Source organism: Arthrobacter sp. FW306-2-2C-D06B, from assembly GCF_021789175.1.
Lineage (GTDB): Bacteria > Actinomycetota > Actinomycetes > Actinomycetales > Micrococcaceae > Arthrobacter.
On sequence record NZ_CP084560.1, the window covers coordinates 1,957,974 to 1,979,906 of the forward strand.

Below are 21,933 nucleotides of genomic sequence, written 5' to 3' on the forward strand. Positions count from 1 at the left end.
TGGAAACGATGCGTCTGAGGGCCGAATCCCTGACGAAGACATTCGGCCGGAAGCAACGGCCCGGGAAGCCGGGTCTGCAAGTGCGTGCCGTGGACTCCGTAAACGTGTCAGTGAACGCGGGGGACTTCGTCACGATCGTCGGAGAGAGCGGAAGCGGCAAGAGCACCCTGGCAAGAATGATGCTCGGACTGATCACCCCCGACGAAGGCCGTGTCAGCATCGGCGGTGTCAGCATCGCCGGCACATCACGAAAGGAGCAGTTCAAGTTCCGCTCCGCGGTCCAGGCCGTTCTCCAGGATCCTTCCGGATCCTTGAACCCGCGCAAGACAGTACGCACGGCACTGGCGGAAGTGGCCAGGCTCCACGGCGTGGCCACGAACCGCTCCGACATCGACGCCAAGGTCCGCGAAACGCTCAGCCTGGTCGGACTGACACCCGCAGGAACCTACCTCGACCGGTACCCACACGAACTCAGCGGCGGCCAACGCCAGCGCGTCCTCATCGCACGCGCGCTCATCCCCGGTCCGAAGATCATCGTCGCGGACGAAGCCGTCTCCGCCCTCGACGTGTCAGTGAAGTCCGGAATCCTGTCCCTCATGTGCGACCTCCAGAAACGCCTCGGGATCGGCTACCTCTTCATCACCCACGACCTGACCGTCGTGAAGAAAGTCGCCGACTACGTCTACGTCATGCAAAACGGCCGCGTCGTGGAAGAAGCCACACCCGCCGAACTCTTCACCAACCCCCAACACGACTGCACACGATCACTCCTCAACGCCCGACTCGAACTCGACGACGTCCTCCAAGAACGCTACACCAACCACGAACAAGGCCCTCCAGCCCTATCGGTGGGTCACTAGCGCAATTGGTTTGCCCAGCGGATCGTCTGCGCGGCTTCTCGACTTCGGATGAGACTTCTGAGTGGTGTTCAAGTCGTGCGGGCCACTGTGCTCGTCATGTCTCTCTACATGGGTGATGGCGCCGTGAGGGCGTCAACTGATGCGGTGCGAAGGCCCGCATTGAGGAACCACCGCCACTCGCGATGAATTTCTTGTTGGAAATTTGTGTCGCCGATGATACTTCCGTGACGGCTTACGGCTCTGAACGGTTCCGCGTCACCGCCGCCTCGACCAAATCGCACATAATATTCCATTTGGCTGCGAACGCTGGTAGTCTGACAAATGCAACGTAAGCCGTTGCGGGCCCACCGGGCCAAAAAATCTCGGTGGTGTGTGAGACACGTTGGGTGTTGCGCGCGATGGCTCGCCGTTCCTTCGTTAGCTCCCGCTGCACTTTCCAGCTGGTCTCACTTACCGTCAACATCTAATAAGTGAGAAATTGATGACGCTCAAAGTTTCGATCATTGTCGGAAACCCCAAACCCAAATCCCGCACGCTCAAAGTGGCCGAGACTCTGGTCGAGAAATTGCTTGAGGCGGGCTCGTACGAGGTTGACGTTATCGACCTGGCCGACCATACCGATGAGATATTCTCGTGGCCAAGCGAGAAGATGGCGTCACTAAACGCCAGCGTCGCCAGCAGCGACCTTGCAGTGTTCGCTTCACCGACCTACAAGGCTACGTACACGGGCCTGTTGAAGGCCTTTCTCGACCGGTACCCAGCCAACGGACTCGCGGGCGTTACGGCCATCCCGGTTCTGACCGGGGCAGACCTGACTCACTCGATGGGCCCCACCGTCAACTTAGCGCCGCTGCTCGTTGAATTAGGCGCATCGATACCTGGCCGGGGGTTCTACTTCGTGGCAAGTCAAATGGATCACCTCGAAGAACTAGTGGAAACGGCAGCAAACGAGTACGCAACGAACCTGCGCCAGCTTTCTATCGTGGCCGCCGGGCTGCCGCACGCCACCTCATCGGTAGTCTGAGATTTCGCCACATCTCTAGCCTGGGAGGCAACGCTGTATGGCACGGGCAACTATCCGCCCCTGCGAAAGCAGCCCCTTCGTCTCTGAACTCTCCCGGACGGCATCAGCAACTGTTGGTAAGCACCGCATCAGTGGTCCAGACGTCCGCACATTGTCGTACGGATCAGGTTTCCTTGTTAGCGTCGGACCTGTTTGTTGAGTTCCCCGCCCACAGCGAGTGCATCGCACTCACTAAGGGGTGTTGGACATCCTGATTCCCTTCAGTCAATGCGAATACTTTCTCAACGGCTGTACCGGCACCCCTCAGTTGTCCGGAGAAGTGCGACCCAGGCGAGGTGTCTTTGTGGTCTGGGTGGCCGGGGAAACGTGAATGCGGGACTGTCAGCGGCCGCCGAGAAGACTGGTTCTGATGACGTATCCCAGCGCTCACGCGGAGAAACTCGACAACGGTTTGCCACGAGCGGAGCCCGTTCGCAATGCGTGAAACACCAGCCAAGGGGTTCGGGGATCTACTGACACGGAGCACCAAACCGACGATCACGCACGGGCAGGCTGGAGTCCGACCTCCGCCTTCGAAAGTGAGGCGAATGCCTCACAGCGGATCACCGCTGGCGGGTATTACAGGTGCCGGTGGGTCGCGTCAACAGCCAAGTGCCCGGGCGGTTGTTCCACGCGGGCACAACATAATAACGAGAAAGAGAGCACAGTGACACGTATCGGTATCGTGGCCGAATTGGGCCACGAGACAAGGGTGGCGGCGACGCCCGTAACGGTCAGGCAACTGGCGGAGTTGGGCTACGACGTCGTAGTCGAGAAGGGCGCGGGGGAGTCATCGTCCTTCCCTGACGACGCATACGCCGAGGCCGGCGCAATGATTGTTGGCGCAGACGAGGCATGGGGCAGCGAAGTGGTGTTGCGGATCAATCCGCCCACCGAGGAAGAAATCGGCCGGCTCGCCGACGGCGCGACCCTGATCGGAACGCTGAGCCCGGCGCTGCGACCGGAACTGGTGGAGGCCCTAGCGGCACGGCCGATCACGGCGCTGGCGCTGGACGCGGTGCCACGCATCTCGCGGGCACAGTCGATGGACGTGCTGAGCTCCATGGCCAACATCGCCGGTTACCGGGCTGTCATTGAGGCGGCACACGAATTCGGGAGGTTCTTCACGGGACAGGTGACCGCGGCGGGCAAAGTCCCGCCAGCGAAAGTGCTGGTCGCGGGGGCCGGCGTCGCCGGTCTGGCAGCGATCGGTGCGGCGAGCAGCCTGGGCGCGATCGTGCGAGCGACGGACCCACGGCCCGAGGTGGCCGATCAGGTGAAGTCCATCGGCGGCGTTTACCTCAAGATCGAGGTCGAGGAGGTCATGGAGTCCTCGGACGGGTATGCGAAGGCCACATCCGAGGCGTACAACCGGCGCGCGGCCGAGATCTACTCCGAGCAGGCCCGGGACGTGGACATCATCATCACCACGGCCCTCATCCCCGGGCGCCCGGCGCCGAAACTGCTCACGGCCGAGGACGTGGCCGCCATGAAACCGGGCAGCGTGATCGTTGATATGGCCGCCGGCCAGGGCGGGAACGTGGAAGGCTCGGTCGCCGGGGAACGCCTGGTCACCGACAACGGCGTCGTGATCCTCGGTTACACAGACCTTCCTGCCCGGTTGCCGGCGCAAGCGTCGCAGCTGTACGGGACCAACATGCTGAACCTGCTCAAACTCCTCACCAAGGACAAAGACGGCCAATTGAGGATCGACTTCGACGACGTGGTGCAGCGCTCAGTGACGGTGGTGCGAGAGGGCGAGAAGACCTGGCCGCCGCCTCCGGTCCAAGTCTCCGCCGCCCCTCCGGCACAGGCGGAGATCAAACCGGCCGGAGAGTCGTCCGGCCACAAACCAGGAAAGAAGGGGATCAGCCCGGTTGGCAGGGCCGTGCTCTTCGCCGCCGGTATAGCAGCACTTTTTGGGATCAACGCCATCGCCCCGGCCCCGCTACCGCAGCACTTCACGGTCTTGCTGCTCTCGATCGTGGTCGGGTTCTACGTCATCGGGAAGGTGGCACATGCCCTGCACACCCCACTGATGTCCGTCACCAACGCGATCTCCGGGATCATCGTCGTCGGCGCCCTCCTGCAGGTCACCTCCGACAACCTCATCATGCAGGTCATTGGAGCTGTCGCGATCCTACTGGCCAGCATCAACATCTTCGGCGGCTTCGCCGTCACCCGGCGCATGCTTGCGATGTTCTCCCGGGGAGACCGGGCCCATGGATGAGCGCCGTAACCGAAGCAGCTGGAACTTTTACGAGGAGCTTAACCGTGCCTGATATTGGCTTGACCACAGAGTCCATCGCGGGGGCCGCCTATGTTGTCGCCGCCCTGCTGTTCATCCTCAGCCTCGCCGGCCTGAGCAAACACGAGAAAGCCCGCTCGGGCGTCAGCTACGGCATCACGGGCATGGTCATTGCCCTCGCCGCCACCATCTGGCTTACCGTCCAAGGTGTCTGGGGGACAGACCAGGGCCTAACCGGCCTCGTGCTCCTGGTCCTCGCAGTATTGATCGGCGGCGCCATCGGATTGTGGCGCGCCCGCGTTGTCGAAATGACCGGGATGCCGGAGCTGATCGCCCTGTTACACAGCTTCGTTGGCCTCGCCGCGGTGCTGGTCGGCTGGAACGGCCACTTGGAGGCCCCCCACCTGCCCGGGGCACTCATGGCGGTACATCATGCCGAGGTGTTCATCGGCGTCTTCATCGGAGCGGTGACCTTCACGGGCTCGATTGTCGCCTTCCTGAAACTCTCGGCCCGCATGAAGTCCTCTCCGCTGGTGCTTCCCGGGAAGAACGCCATCAACCTCGGTGCCTTGGTCGTGTTCGCCGCCCTCACGGTCTGGTATGTCCAGAACTCCCAGCTGTGGCTCCTGGTTGTCGTCACCCTTCTTGCCCTCGGATTGGGCTGGCACCTCGTCGCCTCCATCGGCGGCGGAGACATGCCCGTCGTCGTATCCATGCTCAACAGCTACTCCGGCTGGGCCGCGGCCGCGGCGGGCTTCCTGCTCAACAACGACCTCCTTATCATCACCGGTGCCCTGGTCGGATCCTCCGGCGCCTACCTTTCCTACATCATGTGCAAGGCGATGAACCGGTCCTTCATCTCCGTGATTGCCGGCGGGTTCGGGATCGCCGCCCCCACCGGAGCGGACGCGGACTACGGCGAGCACCGCGAAATCTCGGCCGAGGCAACCGCGGACCTGCTTTCCAACGCGTCCAGCGTCGTCATCACCCCCGGCTACGGCATGGCCGTCGCCCAGGCCCAGTACCCCGTCGCTGAACTCGCCCAGAAACTTCGAGAGCGGGGAGTGAACGTACGGTTCGGTATCCATCCCGTGGCCGGCCGGCTACCAGGTCACATGAATGTTCTCCTCGCGGAGGCCAAAGTCCCGTACGACATCGTGCTGGAGATGGATGAGATCAACGAGGACCTTGACGGGACCTCCGTTGTCCTTGTGATCGGGGCCAATGACACCGTGAATCCCGCTGCGGCCGAGGACCCTGGCAGCCCGATTGCCGGCATGCCGGTGTTGCGCGTCTGGGAAGCAGAAAATGTTGTGGTATTCAAACGGTCTATGGCCGCCGGATACGCCGGTGTGCAGAACCCATTGTTCTTCCGAGAAAACTCGCAGATGCTCTTTGGCGATGCCAAACAGCGAGTGGAAGATATCCTCCGCGCCTTCTAGCCCGCCCGTTGGCCTCCCGGTGTGCCGCTCTTTGCCTTGCGTCCCTACCGGGGGGCCATCTGGTTATGTGTGCCCGGCGCATCACTTGAAGCAGTGGCCACGACTTGCTAGTGGTCGTTGACGTGTAGCGGATTTCCAGGGCATTGACCGCGATTGCGCGTGAAGCAGGCAAGTGCGAGCCTGGCTTCTTAGCGCTGTCATGGATAGCGACGGCTTGTCGCAAATGTGGACGGGGTGACTTGCCCCAGTTTGAACTCCGTGTTGACCATCTCGCAGAGGGAACCTTCCACGAAAACAATCACGATAGTACGGGAGGCGCGGGAAGGGCATGCCGGAGATCGTGAATTGCCACCCCAAGGTTGAACTATGCGGCATCACACAGTCGTATGGAGTCAGTCAGCCAGCCGCAACAAAGGCTATTGCAGAAAGCAGCCCGGTCTCGGCTTCGGTACCGGGGCGCAAACTAGGGCGAAGGACCGGCCTCGATCTCGTGGAATCCGACAGCACCAGATCGATTTGGGCCGGCTGAAGAGTTGGTAGCCGGTCTGACACATTCCGCTATCTCAGCGAGCTGTCGGTGACGGTCGAAAAGTGAGCCATTGTGACGGTTGAAAACTGAGCCACTCGTTCCAAACGATTGGGTGGGTGATCACTGTGGAGGATTGGGCGCTTATTCGGCGGTTGCATCTTGCCGAGGGTGAGTCGATGAGGTCTATAGCCGCGCGGCTGGGCATATCGAGAAATACGGTTGCCAAGGCTGTCAGTGCCGAGGGGCCGCCGGTGTATGTGCGCGCGCCGCAGGACTCCGGGATCAAAGCCGTCGAGCCGGCTATCCGGGCGTTGCTGAAGGAGAACCCGCGGATGCCAGCCACCGTAATGGCAGAGCGGGTGGGGTGGACTGGGTCACCGGCTTGGTTCAGGGAGAACGTGGCCAGGATCCGGCCAGAGTACGCACCGGTCGATCCCGCGGATCGGATCAGTTACGAACCGGGCGACCAGGCCCAATGCGACTTATGGTTCCCGGAGGTGCGGATCCCGGTCGGGTCCGGGAAGCCGAAAATCCTGCCGGTGCTGGTGATGGTGTCCTCGCATTCGCGGTTCATCATGGCGCGGATGATTCCGTCCCGCATGACCGGGGATCTGCTCGCTGGCATGTGGGAGCTCCTTAGTGGTTTGGGCGCCGTTCCGCGGCGACTGATCTGGGATAACGAAACCGGCATCGGTCGCCGGAACAGCTTCGCGGCCGGTGTGTCCGCCTTTGCGGGGGTCCTCGCGACCAAGATCGTGCAGGTCAAGCCCTACGACCCGGAGTCCAAGGGAGTGGTGGAACGAGCCAACGGGTTCCTGGAAACATCATTCCTGCCGGGTCGGTCCTTCGCTTCACCCGAGGACTTCAACACCCAGCTCGGCCAGTGGCTGCCCAAAGCCAACGCCCGGCTGGTCCGACGGACCGGGGCCCGGCCCACGGAACTGCTTCCCCAGGCAAGGCGGCGATGCTGGCCCTGCCGCCGGTCCAGCCAGTGACAGGATTCGCCGCGAGAATCAGGCTCCCACGGGATTACTACGTCCGGATGGGATCGAACGACTACTCCGTCCACCCGCAGGCCATCGGCAGGTTCGTCGAGATCACCGCAGACCTGGCCAAAGTCCACATCACCCTGGACGGCAGAAGCGTCGGAGTCCACCCGCGGTCCTGGGGCACCGGACTGACCATCACCGACCCGGACCACGTCGACGCTGCCCGGACCCTGCGCAAAGCCTTCCAAAACCCCGCACCAGCCGAAGACACCGCGGGGCTGCGGGACCTTGCAGACTACGACAGTGCGTTCGGCGTCGCACTCGATGACGGGCAGGTCGCATAATGCCCGGGACCAAAGAAACCGCCGGCCAGATCGAGTACTACTCCCGGGCCATGAAGGCACCCCGAATCCGGGAAGCGGCAGCCCGGCTCGCCGAGCAGGCACGAGAGGCCGGCTGGACCCATGAAGAATACCTCGCCGCGGTCCTCTCCAGGGAAGTCGCCGCTCGCGAAGCCTCCGGAGCCGAAGCCCGTGCCAGGGCCGCCGGGTTCCCGGCCCGCAAATCGCTCGAGGACTTCAGCTTCGACCACCAGCCCGGCCTCAAACGCGACACCATCGCCCACCTTGCCACCGGGGCGTTCCTCACCGAAGCGTCCAACATCGTCTTGCTCGGCCCGCCCGGAACCGGGAAAACCCACCTCGCGACCGGGCTGGGACTGCGCGCTACACAACTGGGCCACCGGGTTTTGTTCGCTACCGCCATCGATTGGGTTGCCCGGCTTCAGGCAGCGCATCAGAACGGACGGTTACCGCAGGAGCTCATCCGGTGGCGGCGCTATGGGCTGATCATCGTCGACGAGGTCGGCTATATACCGTTCGAGCAGGACGCAGCGAACCTGTTCTTCCAACTCGTTTCCTCACGCTACGAGCACGCCTCGCTGATCCTGACCTCCAACCTGCCTTTCGCCCGCTGGGGTGATGTCTTCGGAGACCAGGTCGTGGCCTCTGCCATGATCGACAGAATCGTCCATCACGCCGAAGTCATCACCCTCAAAGGCTCCAGCTACCGGCTCAAGCACACCCAAACGGACTCATTACCCTCGACAAGACCAGAAAATACGGGAGAATAACCAACGTCAACGTGGCTCACTTTTCAACCCACGAAACGGCTCACTTTTCGACCAGCGCTGACACGAGCTCAAAGGAATTGGGCATCAGTCCGGCGATGAGGACGTCGCGGTGGCAGTGCCTGCCTCGGATTACTAGCCGAAGGCGTGTGATAGGGCCAGCGCCCTAAGGTCAGCCCATCGTGGAGGTATCGGATTCTGCGATCTGAGCCTCTAATTTAGTTCACTTTCAACCGCTGCGGGGTTCGGTTCGAGTACCACCAACCGTTGGCGGGGCAGTGCTCGCCAGTGCGAGCACTGCCGACCGTTCTTCTTGTCTCGCCGCCACGAGAACTGTTGGGAAGCGTGGTCATGTACTCTCCTCACAAATCGACGAATCAAAACGCTCGTCGGTTGATCTGAGTCATTCCCCAGGCTCAGCCAGATTGAACTAACCGATCCGTGTGCGGCCTACCAGAGCTTCGATTCAGTACGACTTGGGTAGCCCCAGGACATGCTGAGACACATAGTTCAGGACCATTTCCTGACTCACTGGGGCCAAACGTAGGATACGCGACTCACGGAAATAGCGCTCCACGTGGTATTCGCGGGCATAACCCATGCCTCCATGCGTCTGGATAGCTTGATCTGCAGCGCGGAAACCAGCCTCCGCGCACAGATATTTCGCCATGTTTGCTTCGCGTCCGCACGGAAGTCCTTGGTCGTATCGCCACGCAGCGTTCCGAGCCATCAATTCTGCCGCATCAAGATGCGTAACTGCCTCAGCTAAGGGGAAGGCGACTCCCTGATTCATGCCGATGGGGCGTCCGAACACCTCACGCTCCTTCGCATACCGGCTCGCTCGCCGGATCGCCGCGCGGCCGATTCCCAATGCCTCATGCGCCAACAGGATGCGTTCGGGGTTCAGTCCATCGAGGAGATATCTGAAGCCGTTCCCCTCTTCTCCGATGAGTGTCGATCCGGGTACACGCAAGTCGTCGAACAGGACTTCATACGACTGGACAGCATTTCGGCCCATCTTCGGAATCGCCTGGAGGTGAACTTTGTCGGAGTCGATATCAACCAGGAACAAAGACATGCCGTCCGTCGGCTTGGTTTCGTTTCGGGGAGCTGTCCGGGCAATGAGGATCATCTTTTGAGAGTCGGCCGCTTTGGTAATCCAAACCTTTCGGCCGCTGATGATGTAATCCGAGCCATCTCTGCGTGCAAACGTTGAAATCCGAGTGGTGTCCGTGCCGGCGTCCGGCTCAGTCACTCCGAAGCAGACATGGAGGCTTCCGTCAGCGGCCCGGGGAAGGATCTCTTGGCGTAGTTCTGCACTCCCGTGCTTCACGATCGTGTTCAAGCCGAAGATAGTTAAGTGCATGGTGCTGCAGCCGTTCATGCCGGCTCCCGACGCGGCAACTTCCTCTAGCAGTAGGGAAGCTTCGAGGATGCCCAGGCCACCGCCTCCGTATTCCTCGGGTATGGCAATGCCCAGCCACCCGCCCTCTGCGAATGTCTTATAGAATTCCCATGGAAATTCGTGCTTCTCGTCGCGCTCAGCCCAGTATTCGTCACTGAATGTGGCCGCGACGTCACGCACGGCTTGCCGAAGATCTTCTTGGTCCTGACTTAGAGCAAAATCCACGGTCACTTACCTCCGCTGTTTTGGGTGGGGTTGATAATGCGTCGGGCTTGAAGCAGGAGCGGCTCGTCGATCATGCGTCCTTGAAAGGCAAAGACATCTCCGCCATGTGAGTCAGCCATCGCTAGAACTTCGGCTGCCCAGGTCAGTTCAGTCTGAGTCGGGGCGAACTGTTCACGAATAATCCCAACGTTGTTGGGGTGGATGCACGCCTTGGCGTCGAAGCCCATGTCGACGGCTTCCGAAGTCTCCTTTCGGAGGCCTTCCATGTCCGTGAAGTCAACATGGATTGCATCGATCGCGAACTTCCCGGCTGCTGCTGCCGCGAGCAGTACCGAGTGCCTCGCTTGGGCAACGACTCCGTAGTACACACCTTGCGGTGATCGGCTCCGACGACCGCCGAGGTCAGCTATGAGATCCTCGCCTCCCCAGAGCAGAGCAATGCACTGGGGATGGGAGGCGATGGCCTCACTGTGAAGAACGCCGGCGGCCGTCTCGCAGATGGCGATCACATCAAAACCCTTAAGCGAGTCCAGCTGCGAAGGGGACTCAACTTTCGGAACCATGATTGTCTGCGCAGACGCCGTCCGCAGCGCTGCGACATCGTCCTCATGCCACGGCGTCCCGGGTGCGTTTACCCGCACTATGGCGTTGTCGCCGAGTTCAGGCAGGGCTGCACAGACATCCCGCCGAGCTTGAAACTTGTCACTAGCGCCTACCGCGTCCTCGAGATCGAGAATCACACTGTCTGCACGGGCGTGGGCCTTCAAAAACCGATCAGGACGATTTCCTGGGCAGAAGAGCAATGCGGGGCCTCCAAGGAACGCCTTCATGAGAGATGCTCCTGAGGTTGGACAAGCATCATCGCCGCCCGCACGGCCAACGCGACAACCTCGCCACGCTGATTCCTGGCCGTGTGCTCCAAGCGCACGATACCTGTGCCCGGTCGGGACTTCGATACGCGCTTCTCCAGCACTCGTGTCGAGGCGTAAAGGGTGTCACCGACGAAAACTGGAAGCGGGAACTCGACTTTTTCGAAACCAAGGTTCGCCACGGTAGTGCGCTGCGTCATCTGTCCCACACTCAGTCCAACCAGTGTCGAGAGTGTGAACATACTATTGACAAGGCGCATTCCGAACTCGTTAGCGGCGCTGGCGTGAGCGTCTAGGTGAATGCTGGCCGGGTTCATTGTCATGGTGGAGAAGAGGGTGTTGTCCGCTTCCGTCACTGTGCGCCCCGGGGCGTGTTCGTAGACAACGTCCAGTTCGAATTCGTCTAAGTACAGGCCTCGTTGCCGTTTTATGCTCTCCGTCATTCCCGGCTTCCTTCTTCCGCGGCCTCATCCGAGGTTGATCGGCCAATCGACAAACTGATCCGTTGATCGCCGAGGTTCCTCGTCACGCCTCGCTCCTTGTGTTGTAGTCAGATAAGTCCGCTTCTTTAGTCATTCGCCAAAAGTCAACTGTCCGCCACGGGCTATTGACCACGACCCGACCCCTCGAGTTTCGGTAATAGGTCGACATTCCTGGGTGGGTCCAGACCATGTTCTGGTGCAGGCTATCCATGGTTGCGTTGTACTCGTTGCAAACATCCTCCCGGCACTCAACCTCCGTTGTGCCGGTGTCGAACATTTTTTCCATCATGCTCATCACATAGTTGATCTGGCATTCAGTGATGAAGATAAAGCTGCCGCCATGCCCCAGCGATGTATTCGGGCCGAAGAGCATGAAGAAGTTCGGGAATCCTGGCGTAACCGTTCCCAAGAAGGCCTTGGGGTCGTCGTCGTCCCAAGCTTCCCTGATTGATATGCCTTCGCGGCCGTAGACATCGACGGGGGACAGAAAGCGGGCAACGTCGAAGCCACTAGCGACGACGATCACGTCCAGCTCTCTGTGCGTTCCATCCGCGTTTCGGATGCCGGTCGCGTCAACGCACTCGATGGGACTGTCAACGAGCTCGACGTGAGGCCTTGTGAGAGTCCGGAACCAACCATTGTCGAGCAACATTCTTTTCCCGTACGGGGGAAATTCAGGGACGACTCGGGGCGCCAAATCCTGCCGATCACCGAGTTCGTCCAAGATGTATCGCGTAAAGAAGCGCCGGTGTCCATCATTGATGGCGTTCAGTGAACGAGCCGGATCATGCCAGTCGGGATCTTTTTGCAGGGAGTCGTACACCTTGCTGTCAAAGATCCAGCTAAGCCTCAGCCGGTACCACCATTCATACAGCGGAACTTCTGCGAACAGGAACTGGACGCCATCGGGGATCTTCTTGTGCAGCTTGGCGAAGGGAGCTGCCCATTGTTTCGAACGCTGATAGACCTTTAGTGTCTTGACACGGTCCGCGATCGCAGGGACGAGTTGCATTGCGGACGCACCGTTGCCGATGACGGCAACGCGCTTACCTTCAAGGTCGAGGTCATCGTCCCAGTCGGCCGTGTGCACGATGGAGCCACGGAAATCCTTCAAACCCGCGATGTCAGGCCACTTTGGCTTACCGAACGCACCGACTGCGCTTACTACTACCCTCGAGACCGCTGTTTCGATAGAGCCGTCGGGATTCCGTAGTTCCAATCGCCAGCACTGTTCAGCCTCGTCGTATCTGGCGGCCAGAACCTCAGTGTTGAAGCGGATGCTATCGCGGATCCCAAAGTCGTCTGTGACTCTGCGGTAGTGGTCCTTAACTTCCTGGCGCGACGCGAAGTACTGCTCCCAATGCCCCTGCGTAAACGAGTAGCTATAGAGATGGCTTGGTGTATCTACACCGCAGCCCGGGTAGTGGTTCTGCTGCCACACCCCCCCAACGTCAGAGCCCTTTTCGATGACCGTGAAAGGAATCCCGGCTTCCTTTAGCCTTACCGCCAGGGCAATGCCTGACATTCCGGCTCCTACGACCAGCACCGAGAAGCCATCGGGGACGGATCCCGCAAGAGATCGTCCTTGCGGGTTCGTGTAGGAAGTCAGCTTCGCCGTCATCAACTCGGCGTAATCCTCGGGGATTTTTTCTCCGACCGATACCCTCATCATCCGCAGCACCTGAGACTTGGACGGTTCGGGAACTGCGATCGGCTTTCCCGAATGCCAATCGAGGATCGCCTGAATCGCAGCGTTGCGAATCTCATCCTGGATCTCCGCCGGGAGTCCGCCAGAGTCGTTGTCGTCGACGCCCTTGCATCGAGTCGGCTGATATGGCGGCAGCAGCCACCGTTCATCACCGGTCAGTTGCACACACAGCATCTGCAACGTCGGAACGTTGGCCTTCGCCACAGCATCTATCAACGATGCCTCGAAGTTGAGTTCTGTTATTTCAGTCAGTGGATTCGCCACGGTTCGACTGCTTCCTTCCCACGACAGACTTGCGCTCTAAACATAAAATATATTATGCAATGATAGCAGTCGAACTCGCTCAGTGACCAGTCATGAGGGAAAAAATCGTTCCAACTGACGTATATGTATTCGATATATCGTACAAGTCGAGTCCATGCTCGACCCTCGGGCGGCTCCCCATGAGGCGCTTGACTCTCGAAGATGTTCGGAATACTGTGCGTTGATATCTCATTCTGAACACTTGTGATCTTTCTCACCCCCAGCGTCTCATTCGCGGCGATTTTGCCCGGGGTGCCGGGGGATAGCTTGGGCTGTTCAGGGGAAGAGTTCACGTCTTGTGTTGGCCAAATTAAGGAGTGCCCCGATGTCGGTGATGGTGACAGGAATAGGCTTTGTCGGCGGATATGTAGTCCGCGACTTGCTGGCCGCAGGAGAGGACGTCGTACTCTTCGGATTCTTCGGCGGAAGTGGCTCAGCGGAGGACGCATTGCCCGACCTCGTGTATTTGGAACGCTTGCTTGGGGCACAAGATTCCGACCGGATTTCCGTAGTCGTCGGCGATATTTGTGATCTGCCATTGCTTCTGAAGACGATCGATCAATACGACGTTCGGTCGATCGTGCACCTAGCCTCCCTGATGTCCGAGTCCTCGGAAGCCGATATCCCGCGAGCCGTTCGGGTGAACATCGATGGAACCGTGAACATGTTTGAGGCTGCCGTTCAGCGGAAGCTGGAACGAGTGGTTTGGGCAAGCTCTATCAATGTTTTCGGCCCCCGTTCACTCTCAGACCAGGGAGTCATTAGCGATGACAGTCCTATCGATCCCAGCACCGTGTATGGCGTTTGCAAGGCCTTCTTGGAAGGTCTCGGACGGCGCTATTACAAGAATCACGGTGCCAACGTGGTTGGCTTGAGATTGAGTCGTGTCTATGGGTTTGGTGAGCACGTGAAAGCATCCAGGGGCAGCGGCAGCAGTTGGCTCTCGAACCTCCTGGAGATCCCGGCAACCGGCAGGGAACCGGCCATTGTCCCGTTCGGCGAACGCAGTATGGACTTCCAGTATGTTGAGGACGTGTCCGACGCCTTTGTGAGAGCAATCAAAAACAAAGGCGGAGGGGGCGAGACGTATCTGACCAATGGCGATTACCGTCCGATTTCCGATGCCTTCGCCTTTGTGAGGAAGCTGCTACCGGACGCCGATATCGTGCTCACAGAAGGGTCAGCAGCAGCCGGACTTGCTCCAGGAGCGCAGACGAACTGGGCTTACCACTATGACTCACGACGTGCGTCAGATGACCTTGGTATCCGGAGGCGATTCTCCATGGAGGCGGGCTTCTATCGCACAATTCGCGCATATCGTGAATTTGCCGGCTTGACAGAAGTCCGAGAGCCTGCGGAGGCGGCCATCTCCAGCTAGGCTAGGCGGCCAGCCACAAGGCGCCCCGATCAATGCGCAAGCGCTCGGGCGCCTTGCCGTCTCTCGCTCTATCCGAAGCCGGTTAGCCTGGTGTGCATGGGTGCGAGCAGAGGCGGGGTTTCAAAGCCGGCCTATTTTGGGATTTATTGCGCCGTGACGAGAAGGTCCTGACACGTTTGGCAGACCGGTTAAGGGCCATCCTCAACCATCCCGTTGCAGCTGCTTTCTCGGACCCGTTTTGCGGGCCTATTAGCCCCTCCACTCGGTGGGCGATGCCTTAGATATTTGAAAAGGCACCGCCCACCGGCCAAACGCGACTCGAGAGACCCCCGCGGAGGTCTCGGGGCGGCCTAGCGACTGCGTTTCATGACGAGGACTTCTCGTCAGCCCTGCCCCACATGAGTCCTCGCCCCCTGCTCGTCCAGGCATTAAGTTCAAACTGTCTGAGCGCCGACCGGCGTGTATCCACAAGCGCTGACATTGAGGCACGTGGTTGTTCCGCGATGCGCCCAGCAAGGATATCCGCCTGCGCGTGCAGTTCCGTCTCGTGCACCGCCCGTATGGCCACGCCCCGGGCAGCGGCCTCCGTGCCAGAGAATGCCCGCCCGGTAGCGACTACTTCCGTGGCGAAGGAATCGCCGGCCCGGGCTTGAAGCATCCACCAGAACGAACCTGAGTTGAGTCCATGGCTTACTTCAGGGGCCCGAAACTGTGCTGACTCAGTACACAACAAGAAGTCACACAGCAAGGCAAGTCGCAACCCCGCTCCCACGGCGTGCCCGTGTACCGCAGCTATCATCGGTTTCTGGATCTCCTGCGAAAGGACCATCTCAGACATCCGCCCTAAATCCCCAGTTGGCTCCGGGGGTCCTGCCGTCGGAATCTCGCGCAGGTCTGCTCCAGCGCAGAATGCCCGGCCCGCACCGGAAATCACCGCGACTCGTGCAGAGTCGTCTGCATGGAATTCATTGATCGCTGCCCGCAAGGCCCGCATCATCTCAGGATTAATGGCATTCAGAACATGTTCCCTTCGCAGCGTGATCCGCGCGATTCCCTCGCCACCTACGTCGTAGACCACGATAGGCTCCACGGGTCAGCCGTTCTCTGCGGGATTGATCTCGGGAGCTGCCCAGATTGGTATCGTGTCCGAACCAACAAAGTGCCATGGCAGCCCAGTAACGTCGTACTCGCCGAGGGCAGCGCTCTCCACTGTTTGGAAGAGTCCTGTACTCCTCAGGAACGGGTCGCTGGCGAGTTCCTGAGCGTTGAGAACCAAGGAAGCGGCGAAGCCTGCATCCAGGATCTTCTCCGCCAGTTCATGGTCATGTGTTGCGTGCAATGCGTCCAAGGGAACATCGATCAATTCACCCCGGACCTTCATTGAAGGTAATGACAAACCAATTAGCGATTCAAAGCGCAAGATCTCTTCCGCGTTGCGCAGACTTACAGCAATAAGCCGACCTAGCTGGGGTGTTCGGAGGAAGAAGTCAGCTTTGCCCGGTTGTGCCAGGTAGGCTTCCTGGGGATCCGACCCGATCAGCGACGTGAGCTGAGCTGCCATGATTTCGGCCATCGACATGTCGGCCGCCACGCTGGACGTCCGCTCGGTGGCGAGTGACCAAGCCAGAACCCAAGTTGCGATAGCCACACTTGTCAGAGGGTCCGCCCAAGGAGTTCCAACATCGTTCATCTCGCCCCGAGCATCGCGAGTGGCGGCGACAAGACCTGCGAAAGCGTGGATATTGTGGCCGTAAGCCCTGTAATGCGACCATTCCCCGATCCGACCAAACCCGCTGGACGACACTGCCAAACGTGGGACACTGTCGGCCACGGCGGTGGACAGGTCAACGCCAACGAGCTGAGCACGGCGGGGGCTAAGATTGTTGGTCACAACGTCGAAGGAACTGAGGTCGAGAGCACCGCCGTTTTCATCGACCCTTGCGATCATCTGTGTCTTGCAGAAGTTGAGCTGATTGAAGTAAGCACTTCGGTTGACCCCGGGTACCCCAAGGCTAAAGGGTCCTCGTCGCCTGTAGAGATCAAGTCGATCGGGGTCTTCGTGCTTCGTGACCCGCGCACCCATCGCCCCAAGCCAGGACGTCGCAAGGGGGACCGCCAACACGTGCCCAGCATCCAACACGCGAAGTTCCTTAAGGGGGATGACCCCAGACCGATCCTCGGCCGGTTCTTTTCCGGGCGTTTCTTCCACAATCGCCGGAAGGTTTGGTGCGTGGGCGCTCATGACATCTAGAGGTCGGCCAACTTCCCTCAACCGTTCCAGTAGTCTTTCGATCGTGTTGACGGCGGTGCACGGGACGCCTGCGGATTGAAGGATCATTTCACAGTGGGCCGCCGTTCGAGTGGAAGCCCAGGCAGCCATGGCCAAGTTGACTTCGTGGCTCCGGGTCCGTGCCTCTTCCAAGGTGACGATCGAGTCCAGCGTTGGGTGAAGGGTTGTTCGGAACGCTGCCCACTGGTGCTGCTCGAGAGTGCACACGAAGACGCTCCCGTCGGTGCACTCGAAAAATCCGGTCGGAGCACCATACCGGCCACTGCCGCCCTCATCCGGACAGTTTGCCAAGGCATGCGCCATTTCCAGTGACATTCCATTCGCCACTACGGCGCCTTGAGCGGACAAGTCGATATGAACGGGTTGACTCGTGGCCAAATGCTCATGCACTCCGTGCAGTGCAGCCATCGCCATGACGTCACCGGCCAATGAAAGACCGAGAGAACCAGCCGGCAGTGTCGGTGGTAGGTCGTCCGCGATTCTTGAGTGGCCAAGGATTCCGCCTGCGGCGAGAAGAGTCATTTCCGAGGCGAACGCATCGGCACGGCTATTAGACAGTCCGTATGCGCTTGCCGTGACCCACACAGAACGATTGTTCCTTGAAACGTAATCGAGGTAGTTTTGGGCGTTTCCTGCTGGCAAGCCAGGCAAATCAGGTGCGGCTTCGATGCGATCGACCAAGACGATATCGGGGTTACCCCATTGATCGTTGGAACTTAGGTCTGCACCATCGATGACGTTAGCGCCAAACTGCGAGAGGACCTGCCCCGCTACCTTGAGCGGCGATGAGTCACCAATCTTGACGACTCGAAGAGCGGTGAGCCAAGACGTGCCTAAGGCCGAGGGGCCATTCGCAGTGTCCACGTTGGCGGTCGAGGTACTAAGCATTCTCGTATTATCCTTCCAGCGCATCAGACCGACAGAACGCCGGATGAGGCATTACGCCTTTGCGGCTTCGCGCGCGCCCGTCCATGGGTCGGTACGGCGTTGTCGAACTTCTGGGCAACCTTCTGGGCAGGCATCGACTTCTCGCATTCCGAACAGCCACCGGCCCAGCTTGACAAACCCAGCATACGACGGAAATTCAGCATATGATATAGCCGTTCGATATTACAAACGAAATGAGGAGGCTCAGCTGGAGATCCCCGGCTCGTGCGCTCCGCTGCAACGCTCCCCGCCGGGTTGCGGATGAACGCATCCCACCGGTCCCGTTATGATTGCGCGGTAGACGAGGAGGACTTCGAGGCGCCGAAGTCCTCTTGGCGGCTAGTGTTGACGTTCAGCCACATCCAGCGGCAACGCCTTTGAGCGTTCGCCCGGGGGCACAAGCGTTATTGACATGCGAGTAGCAGCCGAACAGCGCTAACAGGCGAAGGAGAAGTGCATTATGGCACCAGGAACAGCCGGCAACGAGAGCGCATTGCCGCGCGCTGCCGAACACCGTACGGTCACCCGTGTGATGGGAATCCTGGAGGCTGTGGTCGCTGCCGAACCCAACGGTCTCAGGCTGGGCGACCTCGCCGAGGCTGTCGAGGCACCGAAGTCCTCGATACACGGACTCGCAAAAGGCCTCGTGGCTACGGGCTATTTGAGTGAACGGAGCAGCCGCTACTTCAGAGGTCCCGCCGTGACTGGCCTGCTAGGCGGAAACCTGCCCACGTTGCCGTCCGTCTACCGCCATGCTCTGGAAGACCTCTCAAAGAAGCTAAATGAGACTGCGATTCTCGCATCACTCGTGGGCGAGTCTGTCGTCCACCTTGACGCGGTCGAGGCCTCACAGATGGTTCGAGCCTCCCCGATGCTCCATCATCGACGGGACCTGTGGCCACTGAGCCACGGAAAGTGTTTCCTTGCGTACATGCCGGCGCGCCGGCTTGATCTGTACCTTCGGCGCCACTTTGCGATCGCCGATGAACGCGATCGCGTTCGAGCAGAACTTGAGATGGTCCGAGAATCCCGTGTTGCAATTAATAGGGGGGGAAGTGATGAGTATGGTGTGGCTAGTCCCATCATTATCGGTGGATCGGACGTTGTGCTGAGCATCGGCGTTGCTGGCCCCTCCTTCCGGATGGCCGACAGGATCGACGACATTGCCAAGCAGGTGCGGGCAACAGCAGAGTCATTATCGGCATGAACAGGCGGCCGACGCTGGGGTTGAGTCATCTGTCAGGCGGCAGCGTCACCCCACCACTAAGTTCCGCAGAAGATATAGGGCAACTGAAATGCCGGCGATGTCCAAGGGAAGCGAGATCCTCTTAGCGCATTTGCGACGGGCCGGTCCGAGTGGTCGTGGGTGACGTAACAGCGGGTTGCCCGGTCAAGGATCCGCCGGATGAACAGGACTGCTGCTTCCACATAGTCACTCGCGGAACTCGGTGCGAGATCGGCAATCTTGTCCACGAACCAAGAAAGCTCATAGGACTCTCGGATCACAAGGAAAGCCCTGGCTACGGCCGCCGCAGTTGCGTTCGTCCCGTCCGTGGCGCGAAAGGCGAAGGTACTCTCGCGCAAGTTGATAATGTCGCTGGCCACCACGGTGCAAATGATCTGCCTCCGAAGAGGACAGCAGCGCCGTGAGCAGTAAGCCGAACGTCTTCTAGGACCCTGCTGAGGCGTTCGGCAAGCTCGCCAGAGACTGTTTCATCCCCACGCCTTGCCGATTTCTTCGGCACTCCAAATTTCGATTCTGCCAATGGACGACCACGGCCCTTCAACGGAGCCATTCGGGGAGGGGCTGCGCTGGACGCGAAGCAACTGGTGCGAAGACGGATCGCGAAGGACTTGAAGTCGCTTATGTACGAGTATCCGCGCCGAGGTACGGCATGTGAAAGCTCCGCGATTAGAGGGGACCATGTATGGCATATCCTCCGACACCACTGCGGTAACGCTGGCATTGAATTCGTTCAGGACCTCGACCGCGGACTGCCCAAGCGGCAGTGACCCGGCAACTCGGGCGAAGATTTGCGGGACATGTCACGACGCCCCAACCCGAAAATTACGAACCGTCGAACAAGGGCTTTCCTATCATCGCCGTCATCAGGTGAAACGTCGAGTATTTCCCTTAGCGGCCGACTTTGCCTGTAAGCGAAGCGATCGGGCGCAGAAACAGCGGGCGAGCCAAGAACCATGCCGCCACCATGGCAACCAGAGTGGCTGCAAAGATCCAGAAACCCATCCAGTTCTCGTCATCCAGCCCGGCGTACATATGGTTGAGATTTCGTAAAGCCCCCGTGGCCAGGACTAGGGCAACATGCACGATAACGAAGCCGACGAAGCCAAACATCACCGGGAAGTGGATGGCGCGAGCCGCTTCGATGGGGAAGATCCTGTTTAGTTGCTTGGCCTGCTTTGGCCAGGCTGAGGACATCCTCAAGCCGGTTACAAGAGCGAGTGGGGCCGCTATGAAGACGATAGTGAAATATGCCAGAACTTGCAGGCTGTTGTAGTTAACCCAACCGTTCTCCGTAGGCCAGTTCAACGAGGCGTATTGAATTGCAGTGGAAAGTGCATTTGGGAGCACATCCCAGCTCGTCGGAACTGTGCGCATCCACTGACCGGTTATGAAGAGCAGCACGACGAAAATGATGCCGTTCAATGTCCACAAGGCATCCAGACTGAGATGAAACCAAAGGTCCAGGCTGATCTTGCTTGGCGGGTTCTTTGTCCGAATGAGTCCCTTGTTGTTCCTGGTCCAGTAGGCCTTTGGGCGCGTGGTGGTTCGAACCAGCCAACCTGAACGGACAATGAGCACAATGAAAAATGCGTTTAGGAAGTGCTGCCACCCCATCCATGCCGGAAGCCCGGTTGGTGCGCCCGAGAGGAGGTCGGAATGTCCCGGATAGTCCAGCAGGAACTCCTGAACCGGAGACAGGGTCCGCGCCCATTTTGCCAGCAGCACCACGACCAGCAGAGCCATGATCGCCAACAGGCCGAAGACCGCGGGCTTGAACCACCTGCTGCCAACGACGGCTGGTCGTTTCGATGACGTCGACATCACTAATTACTCCTTTTTAGAAAAACCGGTTTCGGCGTCAGTTGGCGCGCGCTTTTAGCGCTGCGATCAGCTGCGGGACAACCTTGAAAACATCACCTACGACGCCGAAGTCAGCTATGTCGAAGATCGGCGCGTCCTCGTCCCTGTTGACCGCTATGATCGTCTTCGCTGTCTGCATCCCGGCCCGGTGTTGGATCGCCCCGGAGATGCCCAGAGCAACATAGAGTTGCGGTGAGACTGAAATGCCAGTCTGACCAACCTGAAGCGTCTGCGGCACGTATCCAGCATCAACGGCCGCGCGGGAAGCCCCTATTGCTGCACCTAGGGCGTCGGCCAACTGCTCCACCAAGACGAAGTTTTCCTTAGACCCGAGGCCTCGGCCACCGGATACGACCCTGGAGGCGTTTCGCAGGACGGGGCGCCCAGGAGCCGCTGCTGCCTCATTGACTGCATCGATTGCTGCCGCGTTTGAGGGCTCAAGCGACAGTTGTACGGTTGTGAGATCCGGTGCAGCTGACGGTACGGACTCGTCAACAGCTCCTTCGCGAAGGGTGATCACGGGCAAGCCGCCCTCAACGACGGAATCAACACTGAATGCGCCACCGAAAACGGAGTGCGTAGCCACGATCCTGCCTCCATCAGAACGGACATACACAGCGTCGGCGATCAACCCACCACCGATGCGGACAGCCAGCCGCGCGGCGGCTTCCCTACTCTCCACCGAATTTGCGACCACGACGGCGGTCGGGTTCAGCGCTTCGACGGCCGCGTACAGGCCTTGCGTTTGGGCTGCGGCAAACAGCCTTCCAACTTGATCGCTTTCAGCGACAAAGATGCGCTTCGCGCCCAATGCACCGAGCTCGTCTACGAAAGAGGAGCCGCCGTTGGGCGAGGTCACGACCACGGCCACCGGAGTGCCAAGGCGTCCCGCAGCCGCCAACAAAGAAGGCGCCGAGTCCTTGATGGTTCCGGCGCTCGACAATTCTATAAGTGCCAGTACGTTTGCCATTTTCAGTCTC

16 protein-coding genes and 1 pseudogene are annotated in these 21,933 nt (G+C 59.8%); 8 read left to right on the plus strand and 9 right to left on the minus strand.

The genetic code is table 11. The features are described 5' to 3' along the window. Positions 1-8: 8 nt before the first annotated feature. The 6 genes and pseudogenes from LFT47_RS09185 to istB all read left to right on the plus strand — a co-directional run bounded on the left by LFT47_RS09185 (position 9) and on the right by istB (position 8,263). Positions 9-860, plus strand: coding sequence for an ABC transporter ATP-binding protein (locus tag LFT47_RS09185; protein ID WP_236818491.1), 852 nt, complete (start codon positions 9-11; stop codon positions 858-860). 481 nt (positions 861-1,341) lie between these two features. Continuing rightward, positions 1,342-1,884 (plus strand): NADPH-dependent FMN reductase, encoded by a 543-nt coding sequence (locus LFT47_RS09190; protein WP_236817427.1) that lies wholly within the window; start codon positions 1,342-1,344, stop codon positions 1,882-1,884. Between the two features lie 706 nt (positions 1,885-2,590). Beyond that, entirely contained in the window at positions 2,591-4,153 is a 1,563-nt protein-coding gene (locus tag LFT47_RS09195) for a Re/Si-specific NAD(P)(+) transhydrogenase subunit alpha (RefSeq protein WP_236817439.1), read from the plus strand. Next, complete coding sequence (gene pntB / locus LFT47_RS09200; RefSeq protein WP_236817441.1) at positions 4,150-5,613, plus strand: Re/Si-specific NAD(P)(+) transhydrogenase subunit beta; 1,464 nt, start codon at positions 4,150-4,152, stop codon at positions 5,611-5,613. The genes LFT47_RS09195 and pntB overlap by 4 nt, the downstream gene beginning before the upstream one ends. Positions 5,614-6,258: 645 nt before the next feature. Then, positions 6,259-7,475, plus strand: a pseudogene (istA, locus tag LFT47_RS09205) (IS21 family transposase). Next, positions 7,475-8,263 (plus strand): IS21-like element helper ATPase IstB, encoded by a 789-nt coding sequence (gene istB, locus LFT47_RS09210; protein WP_236817443.1) that lies wholly within the window; start codon positions 7,475-7,477, stop codon positions 8,261-8,263. Before istA ends, istB begins: the two are co-directional and overlap by 1 nt. Positions 8,264-8,726: 463 nt before the next feature. On the opposite strand, the gene LFT47_RS09215 is transcribed toward istB, so the two are convergent. From LFT47_RS09215 to LFT47_RS09230, 4 genes are all read right to left on the minus strand, one after another. Beyond that, positions 8,727-9,896, minus strand: coding sequence for an acyl-CoA dehydrogenase family protein (locus tag LFT47_RS09215; RefSeq protein ID WP_236817445.1), 1,170 nt, complete (start codon positions 9,894-9,896; stop codon positions 8,727-8,729). Continuing rightward, positions 9,893-10,720, minus strand: a complete 828-nt coding sequence (locus tag LFT47_RS09220) for an HpcH/HpaI aldolase/citrate lyase family protein (protein WP_236817446.1) — start codon at positions 10,718-10,720, stop codon at positions 9,893-9,895. Before LFT47_RS09220 ends, LFT47_RS09215 begins: the two co-directional genes overlap by 4 nt. Continuing rightward, entirely contained in the window at positions 10,717-11,202 is a 486-nt protein-coding gene (locus LFT47_RS09225) for a MaoC family dehydratase (RefSeq protein ID WP_236817448.1), read from the minus strand. Before LFT47_RS09225 ends, LFT47_RS09220 begins: the two co-directional genes overlap by 4 nt. 82 nt (positions 11,203-11,284) lie before the next feature. Then, entirely contained in the window at positions 11,285-13,213 is a 1,929-nt protein-coding gene (locus LFT47_RS09230) for a flavin-containing monooxygenase (RefSeq protein ID WP_236817450.1), read from the minus strand. A 364-nt stretch (positions 13,214-13,577) separates the two neighbouring features. Here LFT47_RS09230 and LFT47_RS09235 point away from each other — a divergent pair, with 364 nt between their 5' ends. After that, on the plus strand, positions 13,578-14,630 hold the full coding sequence (locus LFT47_RS09235; RefSeq protein WP_236817452.1) for an NAD-dependent epimerase/dehydratase family protein: 1,053 nt from the start codon (positions 13,578-13,580) through the stop codon (positions 14,628-14,630). Positions 14,631-14,994: 364 nt separating this feature from the next. Here LFT47_RS09235 and LFT47_RS21485 read toward each other — a convergent pair whose 3' ends face one another. Together LFT47_RS21485 and LFT47_RS09240 are read right to left on the minus strand one after the other, a co-directional pair. Then, a complete protein-coding gene (locus LFT47_RS21485; RefSeq protein WP_442863463.1) occupies positions 14,995-15,627 on the minus strand; it encodes an enoyl-CoA hydratase/isomerase family protein in 633 nt (210 codons plus the stop codon). Positions 15,628-15,723: 96 nt separating this feature from the next. Beyond that, positions 15,724-17,808 (minus strand): CoA transferase, encoded by a 2,085-nt coding sequence (locus tag LFT47_RS09240; RefSeq protein ID WP_236817453.1) that lies wholly within the window; start codon positions 17,806-17,808, stop codon positions 15,724-15,726. 499 nt (positions 17,809-18,307) lie between these two features. Here LFT47_RS09240 and LFT47_RS09245 point away from each other — a divergent pair, with 499 nt between their 5' ends. Next, a complete protein-coding gene (locus tag LFT47_RS09245; protein WP_236817455.1) occupies positions 18,308-19,054 on the plus strand; it encodes an IclR family transcriptional regulator in 747 nt (248 codons plus the stop codon). 56 nt (positions 19,055-19,110) lie between these two features. On the opposite strand, the gene LFT47_RS09250 is transcribed toward LFT47_RS09245, so the two are convergent. The 3 genes from LFT47_RS09250 to LFT47_RS09260 all read right to left on the minus strand — a co-directional run bounded on the left by LFT47_RS09250 (position 19,111) and on the right by LFT47_RS09260 (position 21,923). After that, positions 19,111-19,455 (minus strand): hypothetical protein, encoded by a 345-nt coding sequence (locus LFT47_RS09250; RefSeq protein WP_336885433.1) that lies wholly within the window; start codon positions 19,453-19,455, stop codon positions 19,111-19,113. A 526-nt stretch (positions 19,456-19,981) separates the two neighbouring features. Next, positions 19,982-20,914 (minus strand): cytochrome b/b6 domain-containing protein, encoded by a 933-nt coding sequence (locus LFT47_RS09255; RefSeq protein WP_236817457.1) that lies wholly within the window; start codon positions 20,912-20,914, stop codon positions 19,982-19,984. A 37-nt stretch (positions 20,915-20,951) separates the two neighbouring features. After that, positions 20,952-21,923, minus strand: a complete 972-nt coding sequence (locus tag LFT47_RS09260) for an electron transfer flavoprotein subunit alpha/FixB family protein (RefSeq protein WP_236817465.1) — start codon at positions 21,921-21,923, stop codon at positions 20,952-20,954. Between the last annotated feature and the right edge of the window lie 10 nt (positions 21,924-21,933).